We start from the raw sequence: 19,539 nt of genomic DNA, 5'->3' as shown, positions 1-19,539 counted from the left end.
AGTCTGCCACCCCGGCGGCCCGCGCCCGGACCATACGCCCAGCGGACGCCCAGGATTGCCCCCGACGGGGCACGATACCGCCCGTCCGGACTCCGGCGGCGGGCGAGGCGGTGCAATCGCGCGCCCGCGGGGCAGCGAGACTATGGGGATGAGCACAACCCGCTTTCGCCCTTCCCGCCGGTTCCTGCCCGCCTGCGCCGCCCTGGCCGTGCTGGTCGCCGTGGCCGGCTGCAGCAGCACCGGAGGCAGACGCGCCGAGCAGGCCCGCGCCAAGGCCGCGGCCGCCGCCGGCAGCGCCGTCACCACCCCGCGCTGGAAGGTCGCCATGGTGACCCACGCGGGCGCCGGCGACGCCTTCTGGGACACCGTGCGCAAGGGCGCCGAGCAGGCCGCCGCCAAGGACAACATCACCTTCCTGTACTCCAACGACGCGCAGACCCAGAACCAGGTCCAGCTCGTCCAGGCCGCCATCGACCAGAAGGTCGACGGCCTGCTGGTCACCCTCGCCAAGGGCGACGCGCTCGCCGACGTGCTCGGCAAGGCCGAGGCCGCCGGCATCCCGGTGATCACCATCAACTCGGGCCAGGAGTACTCCGCGAAGTTCGGCGCGCTCACCCACATCGGCCAGGACGAGTCCACCGCCGGCCAGGCCGCGGGCGCCGAGCTCGCCGCCCGCGGTCGCAGGAGCGTCCTCTGCGTCATCCACGAGCAGGGCAACGTGGGCCAGGAGCAGCGCTGCGGCGGCGCCCGGAGCAAGGCCGGCGGCGGCTTCCAGGTCCTCTACGTCGACGGCGTCAACATGCCCGACGCACGCGCCGCCGTCGCCGCCAAGCTCCAGGCCGACCCGGCCATCGACACCGTGCTGACCCTCTCCGGTCCGATGGCGGCCACCGGTCTGCAGGCCATCCAGGACGCCCGCCGCCCGGTCGAGCTGGACACCTTCGACCTGGGCGAGGCCGTGGTGGCCGGGCTGAAGTCCGGCTCCGTCGGCTTCGCCGTCGACCAGCAGCCCTACCTCCAGGGGTACGAGGGCGTCGACCTGCTCTGGCTCTACCGCTCCAACCTGGACATGCTCGGCGGAGGCAAGCCGGTGCTGACCGGCCCGCAGATCCTCACCCGGAACGACGCCGACGCCCTCGCCGAGTACGTCGCGAGGGGGACGCGTTGAGTACCGACGTCATCGTCCGGGAGCGCCCGGCGGCGGTGCGGCGGCTGCTCGCCCGGCCCGAGCTGGGCGCGCTGATCGCCGCGGCGGCGGTCTTCCTGGTCTTCGCCGCCGTCGCCGAACCGTTCCTGCGGGTCTCCTCGCTGGGCACCGTGCTGTACGCGGCGTCCACCATCGGCATCATGGCGGTGCCGGTCTCGCTGCTGATGATCGGCGGCGAGTTCGACCTCTCGGCGGGCGTGCTGGTCACCACCGCCGCGCTCACCTCGTCCATGGTCAGCTACCAGCTGACCGCGGTGACCTGGGTCGGTGTGCTGGTCTCGCTGGCCGTCACGCTGGCGATCGGCTTCTTCAACGGCTGGATGCTCGGCCGCACCGGACTGCCGAGCTTCATCGTCACCCTGGGCACGTTCCTGATGCTCACCGGCGCGAACCTCGGCGTCACCAAGCTGGTCTCCGGCACGGTCTCGACCAAGCCGATCGCGGACATGGAGGGCTTCGCGTCCTGCCGGTGGCTGTTCGCCTCCGAGCTGACCGTCGGGGGGCTGACGATCCGGGCCACCGTCTGGTGGTGGCTCGGCCTGGTGGCGGTCGGCAGCTGGGTACTGCTGCGGACCCGCTTCGGCAACTGGGTCTTCGCGGTCGGCGGCGACGCGGCCGCGGCCCGCGCGGTCGGCGTGCCGGTCGCCCGGACCAAGACCGTGCTCTACCTCGGGGTCGGCTTCTGCGCCTGGGTGCTCGGCCAGCACCTGCTGTTCTCCTTCGGCACCGTGCAGTCCGGCGAGGGCGTCGGCAACGAGCTGATCTACATCGTGGCCGCGGTGATCGGCGGCTGCCTGATCACCGGCGGCTACGGCTCGGTGGTCGGTGCCGCGCTCGGCGCGCTGATCTTCGGGATGGTCGGCAAGGGCATCGTCTACGCCCAGTGGAACCCCGACTGGTTCAAGTTCTTCCTGGGGGCGATGCTGCTGCTCGCCGCCCTGCTGAACTCCTGGGTCAAGCGCCGCGCCGAGAGGGGACCGCGATGACCGAGCTGCTCGCGCTCGACGGGGTCGGCAAGACCTACGGCACGGTCCGCGCGCTGGAGGACGTCTCCCTCAGCCTGCGGGCCGGTGAGATCAGCTGCGTGCTCGGCGACAACGGCGCCGGCAAGTCCACCCTGATCAAGATCATCGCTGGGCTGCACCAGCACGACGAGGGCACCTTCACGGTCGGCGGCGAGGAGGTCCGCTTCGACTCCCCGCGCCAGGCGCTCGACCGCGGCATCGCCACCGTCTACCAGGACCTCGCGGTCGTCCCGCTGATGCCGGTCTGGCGCAACTTCTTCCTCGGCTCCGAGCAGGGCCACCGCCGCTGGGGCGGGCTGAGGCTGGACGCCGACGGCATGCGCGCCACCACCCGTGAGGCGCTCGCCCGGATGGGCATCGACCTGCCCGACGTCGACCGCCCGATCGGCACCCTCTCCGGCGGCCAGCGCCAGTGCGTGGCGATCGCCCGTGCCGTGCACTTCGGCGCCGAGGTGCTCATCCTGGACGAGCCCACCGCCGCGCTCGGCGTCAAGCAGTCGGGCGTGGTGCTCAAGTACGTCACCGCCGCCCGCGACGCCGGCCTCGGGGTGGTGCTGATCACCCACAACCCGCACCACGCGTACCTGGTCGGCGACCACTTCACCCTGCTCAAGCGGGGCCGGACGGCCGGCAGCCACCCCCGGGCGGAGATCGGCCTGGAACGGCTCACCACCGAGATGGCCGGGGGCTCCGACCTCGCCGAGCTCTCGCACGAGCTGGGCCGGCCCACCGACCCCGCCCCCGAACCCCGTGAGGAGCGTCCGCAGCCGTGACCAGCCCCAACGCCGGCACCCGGCCGCCGGTCCTGCCCAACCTGCTCGGCCTCGGCCCGCGGGCCGAGCGCCGCCGGCGCGCCCTGCCCGCCGGGGTCCTGCGGCTGCCCACCATCGGCGTCGACATCGGCGGCACCAAGGTGGTCGCCGGCGTGGTGGACGGCGAGGGCAAGGTGCTGGAGAAGGTGCGCACCGACACCCCCGACAAGAGCAAGAGCCCCAAGGTGGTCGAGGACGTCATCGTCGAGCTGGTGCTCGAACTCGCCGACCGGCACGACGTCCACGCGGTGGGCGTCGGCGCGGCCGGCTGGGTCGACGCGGACCGCTCCACGGTGCTGTTCGCCCCGCACCTGAACTGGCGCGGCGAGCCGCTGCGCGAGGCGCTCAGCGAGCGGCTGCGGTTCCCGGTGATCGTCGAGAACGACGCCAACGCGGCCGCCTGGGCCGAGTGGCGGTTCGGCGCCGGGCGCGGCGAGGACCACATGGTGATGCTCACCCTGGGGACCGGGATCGGCGGCGCCGTCGTCCGCGACGGCTACGTCGACCGGGGCAAGTACGGCCTGGCGGGGGAGTTCGGGCACATGCAGGTGGTGCCCGGCGGCCACCGCTGCCCGTGTGGCAACCGGGGCTGCTGGGAGCAGTACTCCTCCGGCAACGCCCTGGTGCGGGACGCCCGTGAGCTGGTCGCCGAGGAGTCGCCGGTGGTCCAGCCGCTGCTGGCCCGGGCCGGCGGCACCGCCGAGGGCATCACCGGCCCGCTGGTCACCGAGGCCGCCCGGGCCGGTGACCCGACCGCCACCGAGCTGCTGTACGAGGTGGGCACCTGGCTCGGCGTCGGCATCGCCAACCTGGCGGCCGCGCTCGACCCGGGCCGCTTCGTCATCGGCGGCGGCGTCTCGGAGGCCGGAGACCTCCTGCTCGCCCCGGCCCGCGACACCTTCCGCCGCACCCTGACCGGCCGCGGCTTCCGCCCCGAGTCCACCATCGTGCACGCCGCCCTGGGCAACGAGGCCGGCCTGGTCGGCGCCGCCGACCTGGCCCGCCAGGTGGCCCGCCGCTTCCGCACCATCAAGCGCCGCCGGGTGGAGCGCAGCGTCCCGTAGCACGCCTCGGTCCGTGGGGGCGCCCGCCCGACGGCGGGCGCCCCTTCGCTGCCCCGGCGCACGCTGGGCCCCGGGCGGAGCGTCAACTGCGCGGTGGTGCCGGTGCGGCCCTGTTGTCCGGGCCATGCCTCCTGTGAAACAACGGAGTTGACGTCGACTCGGGAGGCCCTTCGGATGAGAGCTCTGGCCCGCATCACCCCGCCGATCCTGCTCGCCACCGCCCTGGTCTGCTCCGTCGCGGGGCCGGCCGGAGCGGCGGAACCACCGCCCAAGGTGCCTGAGGCGGTGGGCTGGGGCGGTGCGGTGGCCAGTGTCGACGCCGACGCCACGGCGGCCGGGATCGAGGTGCTGCGCAAGGGCGGGAACGCGGTGGACGCAGCCGTCGCCGTCGCCGCAGCCCTCGGGGTCACCGAGCCGTACTCGGCCGGGATCGGCGGCGGCGGGTACCTCGTCTACTACGACCACGACACCGGCCGGGTCTCCACCATCGACGGCCGGGAGACGGCCTCCCGGACGGCCGACACCTCGCTGTTCCTGGAGGACGGCAAGCCGCTGCCCTTCGCCGACGCCGTCACCAGCGGCCTCTCCGTCGGCGTGCCCGGCGCCCCGGCCACCTGGGAGACGGCCGTCAGGCTCTGGGGCAGGCGCTCCTTCGCCGACGCGCTCAAGCCCGCCGAGCGGATCGCCGAGCACGGCTTCACCGTCGACCGGACGTTCCAGGACCAGACCGCGCTGAACCAGGCCCGGTTCAAGGACTTCCCCGACACGGCGAAGCTCTTCCTCCCCGGGGGCGCGCTGCCGGCCGTCGGCTCCACCTTCCGCAACCCGGACCTCGCCGCCACCTACCGGCAGCTCGGCCGCGAGGGAACCGACGCGCTCTACCGGGGCGACCTCGCCGCCGACATCGTCAAGACCGTCCAGCACCCCCCGGTGGACCCGGCCTCCGGCCGCAACGCCCGCCCCGGCCAGGTCGACGCCGCCGACCTGGCCGCCTACCGGGTCCGCCGGCAGCAGCCCACCCACGTCGCCTACCGCGACTACGACCTCTACTCGATCGCCCCCTCCAGCTCCGGCGGCACCACCGTCGGCGAGGCGCTCGGCATCCTGGAGGACGGCGAGGTCGGGCGGTACGACGGCACGCAGTACTACCACCACCTCCTGGACGCCAGCCGGATCGCCTTCGCCGACCGCAACCGATGGGTCGGCGACCCGGCGTTCAACGACGTCCCCGTGCGGGAGCTGCTCTCCGAGCGGTACGCCGCCTCCCGGGCCTGCCTGATCAACCCCGACCGCGCCCTCACCAGCCCGCTCGCCCCCGGCGACCCGCGCCACCCCGCCCGCTGCGCCGACACCGGAGCGGCGCCCGCCGCCGAGCCGTACGAGGGGCTGAGCACCAGCCACCTCACCGTCGCCGACCGCTGGGGCAACGTCGTCTCCTACACGCTCACCCTGGAGCAGACCGGCGGCAGCGGAATCACCGTCCCCGGCCGCGGGTTCCTGCTCAACAACGAGCTCACCGACTTCAACTTCACCCCGCTCACCCCCGGGGTGCCCGACCCCAACCTGCCAGGCCCCGGCAAGCGCCCGCGCTCCTCGCTCTCGCCGACCATCGTGCTGCGCGACGGCGAGCCGCTGCTCGCGACCGGCTCGCCCGGCGGCGCGACCATCATCACCACCACGCTCCAGGTGCTGCTCGGCCGCCTCGACCGCGGCCTCAGCCTGGAGCAGGCGATCGCCGCGCCGCGCGCCAGCCAGCGCAACACGGCCGCCACCCAGGCCGAGCCGGACTTCCTCGCACTGCCCGAGCGCGCCCGGCTGGAGGCGCTCGGCCACGTGTTCGCCGGCACGCCCGAGATCGGGGCGGCCACCGGCGTCGAACGGCTGCCGGACGGCCGCTGGGTGGCCGCCGCCGAGCCGGTGCGCCGCGGCGGCGGTTCGGCCGCGGTGGTGCGGCCCGCCCCCTGACGCCGGCCGGGTCTGTCGGTGCCGTTCGGTAGATTCGGGGTGGGCGTCCGCTCGGGCGCCCACCCCTCGTCCGTACCGCCACCGGGAAGGCCGCACGCCGTGACCGTCCGCATCGCCACCTGGAACATCAACTCCGTCACCGCGCGGCTGCCCAAGCTCCTGGAATGGCTGGAGAGCGCCAAGCCGGACGTCCTCTGCCTCCAGGAGCTCAAGTGCGCCAGTGACGCCTTCCCGTACGAGGAGGTGCGCGAGCTGGGCTACGAGACGGCCGCCCACGGCACCGGCCGCTGGAACGGCGTCGCCATCGTTTCCCGGCTCGGCCTCGACGACGTCGTGCGCGACCTCCCCGGCCAGCCCGGCTACCTGGCCGACGGCGCCCTGCTGCCCGACGTCGAGCCGCGGGCCATCGCCGCCACCTGCGGCCCGGTCCGGGTCTGGTCGGTCTACGTGCCGAACGGCCGCGAGGTCGACCACCCCCACTACCACTACAAGCTGGAGTGGCTGGAGGCGCTGCGGGTGGCCGCGGCCGAGGACGCGGCCCGCCCGCGTCCGTTCGCCGTCCTGGGCGACTTCAACATCGCCCCGACCGACGAGGACGTCTTCGACGTCGCCGCCTTCGAGGGCCTCACCCACGTCACCCCCGCCGAGCGCGCCGCGCTGGCCGCCCTGGCCGGGGCCGGCCTCCAGGACGTCGTGCCCCGCCCGCTCAAGTACGACCGCCCCTACACCTACTGGGACTACCGCCAGCTGGCCTTCCCGAAGAACCGGGGCATGCGGATCGACCTCACCTACGGCAACAAGCCCTTCGCCGACGCGGTGACCGACAGCTACGTCGACCGCGAGGCCCGGAAGGGCAAGGGCACCTCCGACCACGCCCCGGTCGTGGTCGACCTCGACCTCTGAGCCGACCCGGATCACGCCGTGTGACGGCGAGTCCCCCGAACGGTCCAGACCGGTGGCCGGGCGGGGGGCGGGTGCCTACCGTCGGTGAATGACTGGGTGTAGTTGTTCGATCACGTGGACATCGGAGTCCCCGGCTGCGCCCGAGAATCCCGGAGGTTCCGGCATGCGCCCCACGCGTACGGCCGCCGCCGCCCTGATGGGCGCGGCGGTGCTGACCGGCCTGACGGCTCCCACCGCGCTGGCCAAGGACGGCGCCGCCACGGTCAGCCCGTCCCAGGCCGCACCGGGCCAGACCGTGACGGTCACGGTCTCCTGCGAGAAGTCCGACAAGCCCAACGCCAAGACCATCACCGCCCACTCCCCGGCGTTCGAGGGCGGCCCGGCCACCCTCACGCTCGGCTCGGACGGCAGGCACACCGGCTCCGCCCGGCTGGCGGGCAAGAACAGCGGTGACAGCAAGGTCGACGGCACCTGCCCGGACGGCGCCGTCTTCTCGACCAGCGTGACGGTCACCACCGCGACCGCGTCCTCGCCCGCGGAGAGCATCGGGTCGTGGAGCCAGGCGGCGGGGGAGTGGGCCGGCTCGCTCGGCCAGTCCGGCGCCGGCAGCCAGCAGGTGGCTCCGCACGGAGCCGTGAAGACCGGGCTCGGCGGCTCGGTCGCGGCCAACCCGGCGGAGCTGGCCGGCGGCGCGGCCCTGGTCGCGGCCGGCATCGGCGGCTTCTGGCTGCTCCGGCGGCGGACCGGCGCCGACTCGGTCTGAAGGGCGTCCTGCACGGCGGTGCCCCCCCCCCCCCCCCCCCCCCCCCCCCCCCCCCCCACCGCCGTGTCCGGGGCCGACCGGTGTACGACGGCGGCGGGTCAGGCGGAGGCGGGTCGGAGGGCCGGCCGGGCGGTGGCGGGCTCGGCGGTGGACGCCTCCTCGCCCCGCAGGGTGCCGCTCGCCAGCAGGTACTGGGCCAGGACGTACGTCGCCATGATCCAGAACTGGTGGCCCGGCAGCTCCTGCCACTTCGCCAGCTTGGTCGCGATCAGCGTGTCCGAGAGCAGGAAGAGCGCCCCGCCCAGGCCGGTCCGCCAACCGAGGCCCGCCGAGGTGACGGCGGTCGAGGCGAGCAGCAGGCTGTAGCCCGCCACCGGGATCTGCAGGTCGCCGAGGTCCGGCCAGAGCCGCCCGATCATCGTCGCCCACGCCGTCGCGTACGCGGCGGCCACCAGCAGTGCCCGCCGCCGGTCGGTCAGCGCCCCGCGCCGCACGAACATCGTCACGTAGCAGACGTGTGCCGCCGCGAACGAGCCCATGCCGGCCAGGAAGGCGGTGTCGTTGCCGAGCTGCAGCAGCACGTCGCCGCCGGTGCTGAACAGCAGTGCCGGTGCCAGCAGCTCCGGGGCCTTCCGGCCGGCCTCGGTCGCGGCCGTGACGCTCTGTGCGGCCAGCAGGGGCATCAGGGCCGGCTTGGTGGCGTGGCGCAGCACCGGGGTCTCGGTGAGGATCGCGCCCAGGTGGGCCGCGGAGGTGGCGGCGAAGCCGGCGAGCAGCCCGGTGGCGGAGCGCAGGCGCCCGCCGAGAACGGCGCGGGTGGTCGTACGGATGCTCATGCGGCGGTGTCCTCCGGGTGGGTGGGGCGGTGCACGGGCGCGGCGGGGCCGGGGCGGCGGCCCGTTCGTCCGCACCCTAGGCGACTCGGCCCGCCTGCGGAAGACATTGTTACCGGTGCGTAGGGTCGGTGCCGGCCGGGCGGTGACGCGGCGGCGGATCCGCACGGCGGCGGGAGGCGCGGGGGAGGCGACGGGCGGCCGCCGGTGCCCGGCGGAGCCGGGCAGGTCGATTCGCCGGGAGGAGCGGTTGCCGCCACCGGGGGCGGCGCCCACCGTCTAGTCTGGTCCACGACATGGAGCAGCAGGAGTACGCGGCCGGCGCCACGCAGGTGGCCGGCGGCACGGCGGACGGGCGCACGGGCGGGGCGGGGCGGAGCACCACCGACGCCGTCGCCGCTGTACGTGGAGCCGGGCCTGACGCTCCGCAGGGGGCCGAGCCGGTCGGCCCCGCCGACGGGCTCTCGCCCGACCCCGGCCTGCTCCGGCTCGCCCAGTGGTTCGCCGAGGCCGATCCCGGCACCGCCGACGACCTCTGCGCCGCCTCCTTCGGCCTCTATCCCGCCCGGCACTTCGGCGCCCCCGCCGAGGCGGCCCCCGCGCCGACCGTTCCCGTGCGGGCCGGCGCCGGGGCGGCCGCCGGGGGCGCGACGGACGTCAGCTGGTGGCACGGCCCCACCGCGCACGCGGCCGCCGCGTTGCGCGCCCGCGAGGCCCGCCCCCCCCCCCCCCCCCACGCCGACACCCTGCCCGTCGTCCGCTCGGGTGCGAAGCCCGGCAGCCCCGGGCGGCACCGCAAGCCCGAGCGGGCCCGCGGCTCCGCAGCCGTGGCGCCGGGCCCGGCCGGCGCGACCGGACCGCAGGACCGTTCCGCCGCCGCGGCCGAGCAGCGGATCGCCGCCCGCCTGCTGCTCGCCCACCCGCTGGTCACCGCCTCCGGCCCGCACGCCGACGGCTTCCCGCTGATCCGGCGTCACCGCGACTGGCTCGCCGAGCGCTTCGACACCCTGCTCGGCTACCGCCTCGTGGTCGGCCCCTGGCACGCCCGCCTCTGCAAGGCGGGCCTCGGCCCCGGCGCCACCCGCCGGCTCGAACACCCGGCCACCGGGGCCCCGTTCACCCCCGGTGGCTACGCCCAGCTCGCCCTCGTCCTGGCCCTGCTGGTCGACGCCCCGGAGCAGCTGCCGCTGGGCCGGCTGCGGGCCGCGATGTGCGCCGTCGTGCCCGGACCGCTCCCCGCCGCCGCCCCCGGCGACCTCACCATGGCCCTGGCCGCGCTCGCCGACTGGCAGGTGCTCACCGGGGTCCCCGCCGACCCGGCCGACGAGGACGCCGTCCTGACGGTCGACCGGGAGCTGGCCCGTGCCGTCCCCGCCGGGCCCCCCGAGCTCGCCGCCGACGCCGCCGACCTGATCCGTCGCGCCGCGGAGGCCGAACCCGGCACCGCCGTCCGCCGCCGCCTCGCCGAGACCCCGGCCGTCCTCGTCGCCGACCTGCCCGAGGACCAGCGCGCCTGGCTCCGCGAGCACCGTCACAGCGGCCCGGCGGCCCTCGCCGAGTTCCTGGGCCTGGAGGCCGAGTCGCGGGCCGAGGGCGTCGCCCTGCTCGACCCCGCGGAGGAGCTCACCGACCTCGTGCTGCCCGGCCCCGGCACCCTGGCACAGGCCGCGCTGCTACTGGTCGAGCGCCTGGTCGAGGAGGTCCGCCCGCTGCCCGGCGAGCCCGCCGAGGAGGCGGAGGCCCCGGGCGACGAGCCGGCGGTGCCGGTCGTCCCGGTTCCCGACGCGCTGATAGACGGCGTGCTCGGCGACATCGCCGACGAGTACGGCCTCCCGGCCGGATGGCGGCGGGACTACCTCGCCGACCGCACGGCCCTGCGCCGTGACGCGCTCGACCTGCTGCACCGGATGGGCCTGATCACCCCCACCCCTCGCGGCACCCGCCCGCCGGGCTGGCTGCTCCGCGCCCCCGCCGCCCGCTACGCCCCCGCGGCCGACCTCCTGCCGGCCCCGGGCACCGGCCGCCACTCCCGCCGCGACCCGGCGGTCACCGTCCCGTCCCCCGCGGGCGAACGCGCCGAACAGCGGGCCTGAGGAATCGGAGTCCGAGTCCGGCGACCCTGGTGCGTCCGGCGGCGAGACGGCCGGTGCCCCCGCCGCGAGCTTCTCGGGCGGGGCCACGGTGCACCTCCTGGCCGAAGCCGCACCGTGACCCCACTGTCCACACGGCCCGGATCACATCACCTGCTCGCCGTGGTGGTCGCCGCGGTGTCGTGCCGGACGGTCTCGACGGTGGCGCCGACACCGAGGGTGCCGAGGGCGATGGAGGCGAGCACGGCGGCGCAGGCGAGGAAGCGGCGGTGCCGCTGGGGGAGCGGGAAGCGCGGATCCTGGGAGGTCGCCGGAGGGTGGGCGTTCATGTCACGGAGCGTTCCAGGGCGGCGTTAACGATCGCTACGCGCGGGTGAAGTCCGGATGGGAGGTGGGCGTCGGCTTGCCGGATATGCCCCACCCGCCCGGGCGCGCGACCGGCCGGCCGGGCAGCACCCGGCCCGACGTGGCGCTGGTCAACCGGGAGGGCTGCCGGTGCGACGCCGTCGTGGCCCACCCGGTGACGGCCGACCGAGCCCGGCGTGCGAGCCGGCGGCGGGGACGCCCCCGCCGCCGGCTCACACGGTCGGCCGGACCTCGGACCGCACGTCGGACCGGAGGTCCGGCCGTACCTCCGTCAGGCCTTCATAGGGAGCCGGGAACGGCGTCTCGTACGGGGTCAGCACCAGCCGCACCACGTCCTCCAGCCGCCGCCGGGCGTCGCCGAGCGTGGTGCGCCCGGTCACCCAGGCCGTCAGCTCGCCCTGCCAGGCGTGGCCGACGATGTGCCGCACCAGGTCGCTCGCGGCGGCCGGCACCTCGGCCATCACCGCCTGCAGGGCGGCGCTGTCGGCCCGGGCCATGCCCTGCAGGGCCTCGCTGGCGAACGGGTCGGTGGAGGCGGCGACGGCCACCCGGAGTCTGGCGAGCTCGGGCTGGCGCTGGTAGGCGCGCATCCCGCCGCGGACGAAGCGCACCACCCGGTCGGTGGCGCCCAGTCCGGCCCGTGGCCCGCGCAGCTCCGCCACCAGATCGGCCAGGAGCAGCCGGTGCCACTCGGCGATCGCCGCCGCCAGCAGGTGGTCCTTGGAGGAGAAGTAGCGGTACGCCGTCCCGAGGGCGACTCCCGAGCGCTCGCAGACCTGCTTCATCTGCAGCCGCTCGACGCCGATCTCGTTCACCAGGGCGAGTGCGGCCGCGATCAGGGATTCGCGGCGTTCCAGCTGACGCGGAGACATCGCCTCCACCGGTCGTGGTGACAGGTCAACCTTGGTCACCCGCACCATGATACGGCTCGGGGCCGCTCAGGAGTATGACGTCGGCCGGCCGCCCCGCGTTCGCCTGCCGTCTCCCCGCCGGTCGGGGACGCCTCCGCGACTGTCCCCCGGGTGCCGCTCGACCGCGCCCGGGCGTTCGGGCCCGGGCGTCCGAACGCCGGGTGGCGGCAGGTCAGCGAGGCCGGGCGCCACGGTCGCGGATCAACGCCTCCTGGACGGCGGAGGCGACCAGCCGGCCCTCCCGGTCGTAGAACTCACCGAGCGACAGCCCCCGTCCGTCCGAGGAGGAGGGGCTGCGCTGGGCGAACAGCAGCCACTCGTCGGCCCGGAACGGGCGGTGGAACCACATCGCGTGGTCCAGCGAGGCCATCATCAGCCGCGGCGGCTCCCGCCGCTGGAAGAAGTTCGGCTGGACGTGCAGCCCGGCGGTCGAGGCCAGGGTGAGGTCGGACAGGTAGGTGAGCGCGCAGACGTGCAGCAGCGGGTCGTCGTCGTCCAGCGGCGAGCCGGTGCGCAGCCACACGTACTGCTGCGGCATGCCCGGGACGGCCGGCGGCAGGCCGGGGGCGTCCGCCGGCACGAACCGCAGCTCCAGCGAGCCGAAGCCGCCGGAGCGGGTCAGCTCGGCGCGGGCCGCCTCGTCCCAGAGGGAGAGCGCGTCCGGCAGCTCTCCGGGGCCGGGGACCGGTGGCGCCTCCCGGTGGCGGTCGGCGGCCGCCTCCGGCCGCTTGAAGGAGGCGGAGAGGGTGAAGATCGCCGCGTCGCCCTGCACCGCCGTCACTCGCCGGGTGGCGTACGACATGCCCTGGCGGATCCGCTCGACCTCGTAGCGGATCGGGCGGGTCGGATCGCCGGGGAGCAGGAAGTAGCCGTGCAGCGAGTGCACCGGGCGGTCCGGCTCGACGGTGCGCCCGGCGGCCGTCAGCGCCTGCGCGGCGACCTGGCCGCCGAAGGCGCGCATCGGGGCCCCGGCGTGGCACTGGCCGCGGAACGTGTTCTCGTCCAGCCGCTCGATCCGCAGCAGCTCGGCGAACGGGCCGATGGTGCCGGTGGCCCTTCTCTCCTGTTCACTCACGTCGGTCACGGGCCCATAGTGGCAGAAGCCAACGGTCCCACGGTGTGACCTGGGTAACCATTTCGGGCGAACTTCAGGCGTAGAACCTGTTTCAGTCCCGGCCGGCTGGGCGGGGTCGGCCGAGAGGGCGTCCCGGGCCCCGGGCCCCGGACCGACGGTGGCCCCGACGCGGGCACGGGCGGGAGCCGCCGGGCGGGCCGGAACCCGCCCGGCTGTCACACCGCGACGCCGTCGTCCTCCGTCGTCGCCACCGGCCGGGCCGGCGGACGGGCGGGCGCGGCGGCCGGGGCGGCCGGCACGACCAGCCCGGAGTCGTCCTTCGGCGGGGCGGCGACCGCCCGCCACCAGAGCCGCAGCGCGGGCGGGTCGGCCGGCTCGAAGGGCTTGCCGGGGCGGGGCACCGCCAGCCGCACGCCCAGTGCCTGGGCGGCGGCGACGACCCGTTCGGCGGGCTCCTCCCACGGGTGCGGCGCCAGGTTGAAGGTGCACCAGTGGATCGGCAGCAGAAGCTCCCCGCCGAGGTCCAGATGGGCCCGGACGCCTTCCTCGGGCGTCATGTGCACCTCGGGCCAGTAGTCGCAGTAGGCTCCGACCTGCATCATCGTCGCGTCGAACGGACCGAGCCGGCGCCCGATGTCGGCGAAGCCCGGGAAGTAGCCGGTGTCGCCGCTGTGGAAGAGCCGGTGCCCGCCGCCGGCCACCACCCAGGAGGCCCAGAGGAACAGCGCGCTGGTGCGCGGGCCGCGGCTGCAGTAGTGCCGGGCCGGGGTGGCGGTCAGGGTCAGCCCGGCCACCTCGGCCGACTCCCACCAGTCCAGTTCGACGATCCGCCCGGCGGGGACGCCCCAGTGCTCCAGGTGCGCGCCGACGCCGAGCGGGACGGCGAAGACCGCGCCGGTGCCGGTGAGCGCGCGGATGGTCGCCATGTCGAGGTGGTCGTAGTGGTCGTGCGAGACGACCACCACGTCCACCGGGCCGAGTTCGCCGAGCGGCAGCGGCACCGGGTGGAGCCGCTTGGGGCCGGTCCAGGCGAACGGCGAGCAGCGCTCGCCCCAGACCGGGTCGAACAGCACCCGGCGGCCGTCGAGCTCGGCCAGCACGGTGGCGTGGCCGAGCCAGGTCAGCCGCAGGCCGGAGTCGGGCGGGGCGGCCAGGTCGACCGGGAGCAGCCGGTGCAGCGGCACGGCGGCCGCGGGCGTCCGGCGGGTCTTGTCGGCGGCCAGCTGGGCGCGGGTGATCTCCAGCGGCGTGCGCTCGTAGACCAGCCGGCGGGTGGGCAGGGGGTTGCGGAAGGCCCCGTCGGCGAACTGCGGTGAGCGCTGGATCCGGGCGAGCCGTCCGCCGCGGGGCTCGGCGCCGAAGGCGTCGGTGCGGATCCGGTGCCAGGCCGCCCGGGGGAGGCCTGCCAGGCCCGGTCCGGTCCGGTCGGGGGAGGGCGCGGACGCCGTGGCGGACGGCGAGGTCAGACCGGCGACGCGGGAGTACCACGGAACGGAGCGGGGCACGGCACCTCCAGGGACGGTTACGGCTACCGGACATGCCGGGGCGCGCACCCAGGGCGGTGGGGCCGCCGAGGTACGACAACCATCTCGTCGGAGGTTACTCGCAGTGGGCCGTCCGGACCTGGTGGGCGGCCCGCCGCGGGCCGTTCGGCGTACCGGCGGGCCGCGGCGGGGCGGGCTTCGAACGGCGGCGGTCCGGGCCGGGCCCCGAGCGGCGCCCGGCCCGCCCCGGAGGGGTGACCGGAGGCCTCAGGCGTAGAAACGGGTGATCGCCTCGGCGACGCAGTGCGGCTTGGCGCTCTCCGCGCTGGTGATGGTGAAGCGGACCACCACCTGGGCACCGCCGGGCACCTCGGTGGCCGAGACCAGCTCCGCGGTCGCCCGGATCGCCGTGCCGACCGGCAGCGGCGCGGGGAAGCGCACCTTGTCGGAGCCGTAGTTGAGCGCCATCCGCACGCCCTCGACGCCGTAGCACTCCTTGGCCAGCACCGGGATCATCGACAGCGTCAGGTAGCCGTGCGCGATGGTCGAGCCGAACCGGCTCTCCTTCGCCCGCTCGGGGTCCACGTGGATCCACTGGTGGTCTCCGGTGGCCTCGGCGAACAGGTCGATCCGGGACTGGTCGACGGTGTGCCACTCGCTGGTGCCCAGCTCGGTGCCGACGGCGGCGGTGAGGTCGGCGAGGGACGCGAAGATCGTCACGGTGCGCTCCTGGTGGCAGGTTGGGGTACGGACTCGGCAGAGTATGCCTACTCGCCGGTCACCTGTCAGGAGCCGGGCGGGACGCGGGGAAGCGGACGCGGCCGTCCCCCTGGGGCGTGGGCGGGTGGTCAGGACCGCGTCACGGTGCGGCCGGCGGGCAGCAGGCGGCGGCCGGTGACCAGCTCCGGCACCAGGGCGACGAACAGCGGGTCCGGGTCCCCGACCCACGGCCGCAGGCCGGAGCGCAGCGCCCGGCGGATCTGCTCCGGGTCGCGCAGCAGGTCGGCCCGGCCGTGCACCAGCACGCTCCATCCGGTGCGGGTGACCGGGTCCAGCCGGTCCGCCTGGAAGGCGACGACGGTGCCGTCCAACCCGCGCGCGGTGGCGCTGTCCCGGCGCACGGCCAGCAGCAGGCGCCCGTCCGGTGCGAGGTCGAAGGAGAGCGGCAGGACCGCGGGCAGCGCGTGCTCGGTGTACACCACGCGCCCGACGGGCACGGTGCTGAGCAGTCGCAGGCACTCGGCCTCGCTCAGGGTCTCCACACGGTCGTCACGGTCCATGGGTCCGATCGTCCTCCGCCCCGACGGCGGGTCGATAGGGCCCATGGTCCCGGAGCGCCCGGGTCGGGAGCCCCTCGGCCGGCCGGGGAGGCGGCCCCCGGGGCGGTAGCTTGTCCGGCGGTGGCCGGTGCTGCTCCGCGGCGGTGGAACGTGCCGGGGGCACGGCCGGCCGGGCCGCGGTTCGCCGCGGACGAGCCCCGGCCGGTGGTGGCGGCGAGACGGCGAGACGGAGCGGTGGGCGGTCCCGGAGACGGCGGGCCGGCGAGGAGGGGGCGATGCGGGTGGTCAGCGGGGTCGATCTGGTGGTGATCGGGGCGGACGGCGGGCCCGACCGCGGCTTCGGCGGTTCGGTGCGGGCGGCCGAGGGTGCGCGACTGCTCGCCGAGGTGCTGCCCGGGATGTTCTTCGACGCCGGATCGGCGGGCTGCCGGGTCACCGGGGTGGACCCGGCCGCGGACGCCAACACCATGCTCACCGCGGTGCGCGAGGCGGCCGCCCGGCCGGGCCGCTGGCTGGTGGTCTGCCTGGTCGGCCAGCTGGCCGCCGACCCGCGCGGACGGCGGCTGGCCCTGGTCACCGGCGGCTCCACCGCCGACAACGCCTACCGTCGCGGCCTGGCCTGGGACTGGGTGGTCAGCGCGATGGTCCACGGTGATCAGGAGGAGGCGCTGCTGCTGGTCGACGCCGTCGCCGACCGGGACACCTGGGCGGCGCTCGAACGCGGCGGCGAGGACGGCGCGGGCGAGCTGCTCAGCTACCCGCGCGTCCCGCTCTGGGGCCGGGTCGGCCGCTTCACCGCCGGTAGACGGGGCCGGGACGCCGTCCTGCCCGGTGCCGAGGGATCCTTCAGCCACGCGCTCACCACCGTCCTGCGGCACGGCCTCCCGGGCGCGCCGGCGGCGGTCTCCCCGCTCGACCTCCAGCCGGCCGTGGCGGCCCTGCTCGACGGCGGGCCGGACGCCACCCCGAGTGCCGGTACACCGGGCGCACGCCTGCTCCTACCGCCGCAGGGCGGGCGCCTGCTGATGCGCAATCGGGCCGCCGTTCGGGGCGCATTGGCCGGATTGTCGCTTTCCGAAGAACTGTTGGCCGTCCTGTGGCGCGAAAGTGCCCCGACGGATCCGCCTTCCACGTAAGGTCAGGGGGCTCGGGGTGTTGCCGTGCAGGGGCGGGATGGCGAAGAATCGATGCTCTCGCGGCACACCAGCGGGACGGCGGAAATCTTCTGGCGACCACGGGCCACGAACGGGGTCGGTCGCGACGAGGTGGGGCGATGTGGCGGCGCTTGAATCTGGTGCGCACTGGGGCGGTAGGGGGTGCCGGGCTGGTTTCGGCGTTGCTTCTGAGTGCCTGCGCGGCCGGTGGTGACTCCGGTTCGGTCGATCGTCTCGGGACGACTGCGCCCACTGTTGCGGGAGTTGCGCCGCTAACCCCTTCGGGTGGTTCCGCAAACGACCGGATCGCGCCGACCGACGGCCCCGAAGGCGCGGCCGGGCGACTGGTGCTGAGGACGTATCAGGACTGGTGGCAGGCGCAGGTCGAGGTCTTCGGGCGAACGGATTCGGACGGTTCCCGGCTGGAGGCCTTCTCCTCCGGGAAGGCGCTGAGCGGATCGCTCGTCAATCTCCGCCAGTTGCACGACGCCAAACTGGTAATGATCGGAAGCCCGGGCAATTCCCCCGTGCTGAAGAGCGTGGACCTCAAGGCCGATCCGCAGACGGCCGTGATCGAGGACTGTCTGGACGTCTCGGGGTGGCATCAGGCGGATGCGGCGACGCGCGCGGTAAAGGATCCGCCGAAGCGGTTCACCCGCTACATCGCGACCGTTTCCGTGCGGAAGTACCAGGCGCGTTGGCTGGTAACCGAGTTCAAGCAGGAGGTGGACCGAACATGCTGAAACCGTTACGGCGAATCCCGGTCCCGGCGCTGTTGTCCGCCGGATTGCTGCTTTCCCCCGGGGGCACCGCGTTGGCGGACGAACCGCCTGCCGGGGGCGGGGGCGACGTCACGCAGTGCGCGGTGAACGTGATCTGCACCGGCGTCCACGTCCCGGGCAGCACACCCAGCCCCGGTGGCGGCGGCACGGGCGGCGGTGGCGGTGGCGGTGGCGACCAGGTGTGTCAGTGGAACGGTCTGCCGATGGCCTGCCACGACCCCGTCCACGGCTGGTTCAGCAGCTCGAACGGCTGCTACTACCGCGCCACCAGCCCGCAGCCCGCCGCGGAAGACCCGGCCTGGGCCGGGCACAAGCCGTCGGAGGGGGCGGTCTACGACGTCACCTGCGCCTACAGCGACGGCACCTTCGGCGCACCGCAGCCGACGTTCTTCGCCCAGACGCCGGTCGCGCCGCCGCCGATGAACCCGCGCGTTAAGGCCCAGGAGATCTGGGACGCCCTCACGTTCCCGTTCCCCGAGCCGGGTGTCGCGCCCGAGGGCACGTCCGTGGTCGGCGTCCCGGTGTGGTTCTGGCTGAGGAACGCGACCACGCTGAAGCCGGTCACGGTGACGGAGGGCGCGATCAGTGTGACCGTCACCCCGAAGCTGGAGTCGGTGGAGTGGGACCTCGGCGACGGGGGTCCGGGAGTCGTCTGTGCGGGGCCGAACGCCGGCGGGACGCCGTACGAGGCCAAGTACGGCGCGGCCAAGTCGCCGACCTGCGGCCACGTTTTCACGTCCGGCTCGGGCGGAAAGCAGGGCGGCACCTTCACCGGAACGGTCACCACGCGGTGGCGCGGCTACGTGACCGTCACCGGGAGCAGCCCGGTCGGGGACAAGGAGATGTCGCTCTCCACCGACCTGAAGCTCAGAGTGGGCGAGGTGCAGGTCCTCAACTGACCGGCGGGCGGCGGGGAGACCGCCGCCCGGGGCCGGCCCAGCACGTCCGCAACGCCCGTAGCAGCGAGAACCGCACGACGCAGGAGAGGTCGGGAACCCGGTGGAGAACCGTACATTCGCGACGCCGGGGGCCGGCACGTCCGGGACCGCGGCGGCGGTGCTGCCCGAGCAGGGGCGCACGACGCCGCACGCTCCGGGCCGGACGCTGCGCGCCCGGCGGAGGCGGCCGGCCGTGCTGGCGATGGCGGTCGCGCTGATCGCCGCGGGCGGGCTCGGCGGCGCGGTGCTCTACAACAGCACCGGGCAGCGGGTCGCCGTGCTGGCACTGGCCCATGACGTGCCGTACGGGCAGGTGCTGACCGACGCGGACCTGGTGGTGGCACGGATCGCGACCGACCCGGCGCTGAAGCCGCTGGACGCGGCGGACCGGAGCAGGGCGGTCGGGATGCGGGCCGCCACCGACCTCAAGCGCGGCGAGATGCTGACCAAGGCTCACCTGGCGCAGTCGCTGACCGTCCAGCCGGGCCAGCTGATCGTGGGCGTCGCGGCCAAGCGCACCCAGCTGCCGGCGACCAGGCTGCAGCCGGGGGTGCCGATCGTCGTGGTCTACACCCCGGACACCGGGCGGCCGGAGTCGCTGTCCGCGGTGGTCGTCGCGGTCGGCCGGGTGGACACCGACGGCAGCCAGGTGATCGACGTGGCGGTGCCGTCGGCCGACGCCGCCAGGCTGGCGGCCTGGGTGGCGAGTCAGCGGATCCAGGTGGTGCTGGCGCCGCGCGGAGCGGCGGCCGGCGCGCCCTCGGGGGCGCCCGCGGCCTCCCCGTCGGCCGGCGCGTCCGGCGCCGCACCGGGGGCGGCGTCCGGTGCGCCCGCAGCGCCGGGCGGTTCGACGGCGGCCGCGCCGTCCGGGGCCGGTGGGGCCTGAG

19 protein-coding genes are annotated in these 19,539 nt (G+C 75.3%); 12 read left to right on the top strand and 7 right to left on the bottom strand.

Annotated features, from left to right (window positions below; genetic code table 11):
• The first annotated feature begins 148 nt into the window (after window positions 1-148).
• From ACF9IK_RS07390 to ACF9IK_RS07360, 7 genes are all read left to right on the top strand, one after another.
• Complete coding sequence (locus tag ACF9IK_RS07390) at window positions 149-1,168, top strand: substrate-binding domain-containing protein (protein ID WP_395293433.1); 1,020 nt, start codon at window positions 149-151, stop codon at window positions 1,166-1,168.
• Window positions 1,165-2,193, top strand: coding sequence for an ABC transporter permease (locus ACF9IK_RS07385; protein ID WP_395293432.1), 1,029 nt, complete (start codon window positions 1,165-1,167; stop codon window positions 2,191-2,193). The genes ACF9IK_RS07390 and ACF9IK_RS07385 overlap by 4 nt, the downstream gene beginning before the upstream one ends.
• Window positions 2,190-3,005 (top strand): ATP-binding cassette domain-containing protein, encoded by an 816-nt coding sequence (locus ACF9IK_RS07380; protein WP_395293431.1) that lies wholly within the window; start codon window positions 2,190-2,192, stop codon window positions 3,003-3,005. Before ACF9IK_RS07385 ends, ACF9IK_RS07380 begins: the two co-directional genes overlap by 4 nt.
• Before the next feature lie 41 nt (window positions 3,006-3,046).
• On the top strand, window positions 3,047-4,108 hold the full coding sequence (locus ACF9IK_RS07375; RefSeq protein ID WP_395298497.1) for an ROK family glucokinase: 1,062 nt from the start codon (window positions 3,047-3,049) through the stop codon (window positions 4,106-4,108).
• Between the two features lie 174 nt (window positions 4,109-4,282).
• On the top strand, window positions 4,283-6,073 hold the full coding sequence (ggt, locus tag ACF9IK_RS07370; RefSeq protein WP_395293430.1) for a gamma-glutamyltransferase: 1,791 nt from the start codon (window positions 4,283-4,285) through the stop codon (window positions 6,071-6,073).
• Between the two features lie 99 nt (window positions 6,074-6,172).
• Window positions 6,173-6,976: an exodeoxyribonuclease III gene (locus tag ACF9IK_RS07365; protein ID WP_395293429.1), complete on the top strand. Its 804-nt coding sequence runs from the start codon at window positions 6,173-6,175 to the stop codon at window positions 6,974-6,976.
• Window positions 6,977-7,139: 163 nt separating this feature from the next.
• Window positions 7,140-7,739, top strand: a complete 600-nt coding sequence (locus ACF9IK_RS07360; RefSeq protein ID WP_395293428.1) for a hypothetical protein — start codon at window positions 7,140-7,142, stop codon at window positions 7,737-7,739.
• Between the two features lie 98 nt (window positions 7,740-7,837).
• On the opposite strand, the gene ACF9IK_RS07355 is transcribed toward ACF9IK_RS07360, so the two are convergent.
• The gene (locus ACF9IK_RS07355) at window positions 7,838-8,575 is read right to left on the bottom strand and encodes a lysoplasmalogenase (protein WP_395293427.1); all 738 of its coding nucleotides are present in this window, start codon (window positions 8,573-8,575) and stop codon (window positions 7,838-7,840) included.
• 293 nt (window positions 8,576-8,868) lie between these two features.
• On the opposite strand from ACF9IK_RS07355, the gene ACF9IK_RS07350 reads away from it, so the two are divergent.
• Window positions 8,869-10,665 (top strand): DUF2398 family protein, encoded by a 1,797-nt coding sequence (locus tag ACF9IK_RS07350; RefSeq protein ID WP_395293426.1) that lies wholly within the window; start codon window positions 8,869-8,871, stop codon window positions 10,663-10,665.
• 146 nt (window positions 10,666-10,811) lie between these two features.
• Here the strand turns inward: ACF9IK_RS07350 and ACF9IK_RS07345 are convergent, their stop codons facing one another.
• The 6 genes from ACF9IK_RS07345 to ACF9IK_RS07320 form a co-directional block, all read right to left on the bottom strand.
• Window positions 10,812-10,991, bottom strand: coding sequence for a hypothetical protein (locus tag ACF9IK_RS07345; RefSeq protein WP_395293425.1), 180 nt, complete (start codon window positions 10,989-10,991; stop codon window positions 10,812-10,814).
• Window positions 10,992-11,240: 249 nt separating this feature from the next.
• Entirely contained in the window at window positions 11,241-11,939 is a 699-nt protein-coding gene (locus ACF9IK_RS07340; RefSeq protein WP_395293424.1) for a TetR/AcrR family transcriptional regulator, read from the bottom strand.
• 172 nt (window positions 11,940-12,111) lie between these two features.
• Window positions 12,112-13,023: an acyl-CoA thioesterase gene (locus ACF9IK_RS07335; protein ID WP_395293423.1), complete on the bottom strand. Its 912-nt coding sequence runs from the start codon at window positions 13,021-13,023 to the stop codon at window positions 12,112-12,114.
• Window positions 13,024-13,229: 206 nt separating this feature from the next.
• Window positions 13,230-14,423: an MBL fold metallo-hydrolase gene (locus tag ACF9IK_RS07330; RefSeq protein ID WP_395298496.1), complete on the bottom strand. Its 1,194-nt coding sequence runs from the start codon at window positions 14,421-14,423 to the stop codon at window positions 13,230-13,232.
• 342 nt (window positions 14,424-14,765) lie between these two features.
• Window positions 14,766-15,218, bottom strand: a complete 453-nt coding sequence (locus ACF9IK_RS07325; RefSeq protein ID WP_395293422.1) for a MaoC family dehydratase — start codon at window positions 15,216-15,218, stop codon at window positions 14,766-14,768.
• Between the two features lie 128 nt (window positions 15,219-15,346).
• Entirely contained in the window at window positions 15,347-15,778 is a 432-nt protein-coding gene (locus ACF9IK_RS07320) for a pyridoxamine 5'-phosphate oxidase family protein (RefSeq protein ID WP_238862534.1), read from the bottom strand.
• A 275-nt stretch (window positions 15,779-16,053) separates the two neighbouring features.
• Between ACF9IK_RS07320 and ACF9IK_RS07315 the strand changes: the two genes are divergently transcribed.
• The 4 genes from ACF9IK_RS07315 (at window position 16,054) to ACF9IK_RS07300 (ending at window position 19,538) form a co-directional block, all read left to right on the top strand.
• Entirely contained in the window at window positions 16,054-16,914 is an 861-nt protein-coding gene (locus ACF9IK_RS07315; protein ID WP_395293421.1) for a hypothetical protein, read from the top strand.
• Between the two features lie 149 nt (window positions 16,915-17,063).
• Complete coding sequence (locus ACF9IK_RS07310; protein WP_395293420.1) at window positions 17,064-17,675, top strand: hypothetical protein; 612 nt, start codon at window positions 17,064-17,066, stop codon at window positions 17,673-17,675.
• Window positions 17,676-17,797: 122 nt separating this feature from the next.
• Window positions 17,798-18,613 (top strand): hypothetical protein, encoded by an 816-nt coding sequence (locus ACF9IK_RS07305; RefSeq protein ID WP_395293419.1) that lies wholly within the window; start codon window positions 17,798-17,800, stop codon window positions 18,611-18,613.
• 100 nt (window positions 18,614-18,713) lie between these two features.
• On the top strand, window positions 18,714-19,538 hold the full coding sequence (locus ACF9IK_RS07300; protein ID WP_395293418.1) for an SAF domain-containing protein: 825 nt from the start codon (window positions 18,714-18,716) through the stop codon (window positions 19,536-19,538).
• The last annotated feature ends 1 nt before the right edge of the window (window position 19,539 follow it).

It is taken from the genome of Kitasatospora hibisci (assembly GCF_043950205.1).
Classification (GTDB): Bacteria; Actinomycetota; Actinomycetes; order Streptomycetales; family Streptomycetaceae; genus Kitasatospora; species Kitasatospora hibisci.
This window is presented reverse-complemented; position numbering and strand designations above follow the sequence as displayed.

What these genes read in the sequence shown, in the direction of transcription:
- ACF9IK_RS07315 (WP_395293421.1), top strand. Translation starts at nt 16,054, where the DNA reads ATGCGGGTGGTCAGCGGGGTCGATCTGGTGGTGATCGGGGCGGACGGC.
- ACF9IK_RS07350 (WP_395293426.1), top strand. Translation starts at nt 8,869, where the DNA reads ATGGAGCAGCAGGAGTACGCGGCCGGCGCCACGCAGGTGGCCGGCGGC.
- ggt (WP_395293430.1), top strand. Translation starts at nt 4,283, where the DNA reads ATGAGAGCTCTGGCCCGCATCACCCCGCCGATCCTGCTCGCCACCGCC.
- ACF9IK_RS07345 (WP_395293425.1), bottom strand. Translation starts at nt 10,991, where the DNA reads ATGAACGCCCACCCTCCGGCGACCTCCCAGGATCCGCGCTTCCCGCTC.
- ACF9IK_RS07380 (WP_395293431.1), top strand. Translation starts at nt 2,190, where the DNA reads ATGACCGAGCTGCTCGCGCTCGACGGGGTCGGCAAGACCTACGGCACG.
- ACF9IK_RS07355 (WP_395293427.1), bottom strand. Translation starts at nt 8,575, where the DNA reads ATGAGCATCCGTACGACCACCCGCGCCGTTCTCGGCGGGCGCCTGCGC.
- ACF9IK_RS07360 (WP_395293428.1), top strand. Translation starts at nt 7,140, where the DNA reads ATGCGCCCCACGCGTACGGCCGCCGCCGCCCTGATGGGCGCGGCGGTG.
- ACF9IK_RS07390 (WP_395293433.1), top strand. Translation starts at nt 149, where the DNA reads ATGAGCACAACCCGCTTTCGCCCTTCCCGCCGGTTCCTGCCCGCCTGC.
- ACF9IK_RS07320 (WP_238862534.1), bottom strand. Translation starts at nt 15,778, where the DNA reads ATGGACCGTGACGACCGTGTGGAGACCCTGAGCGAGGCCGAGTGCCTG.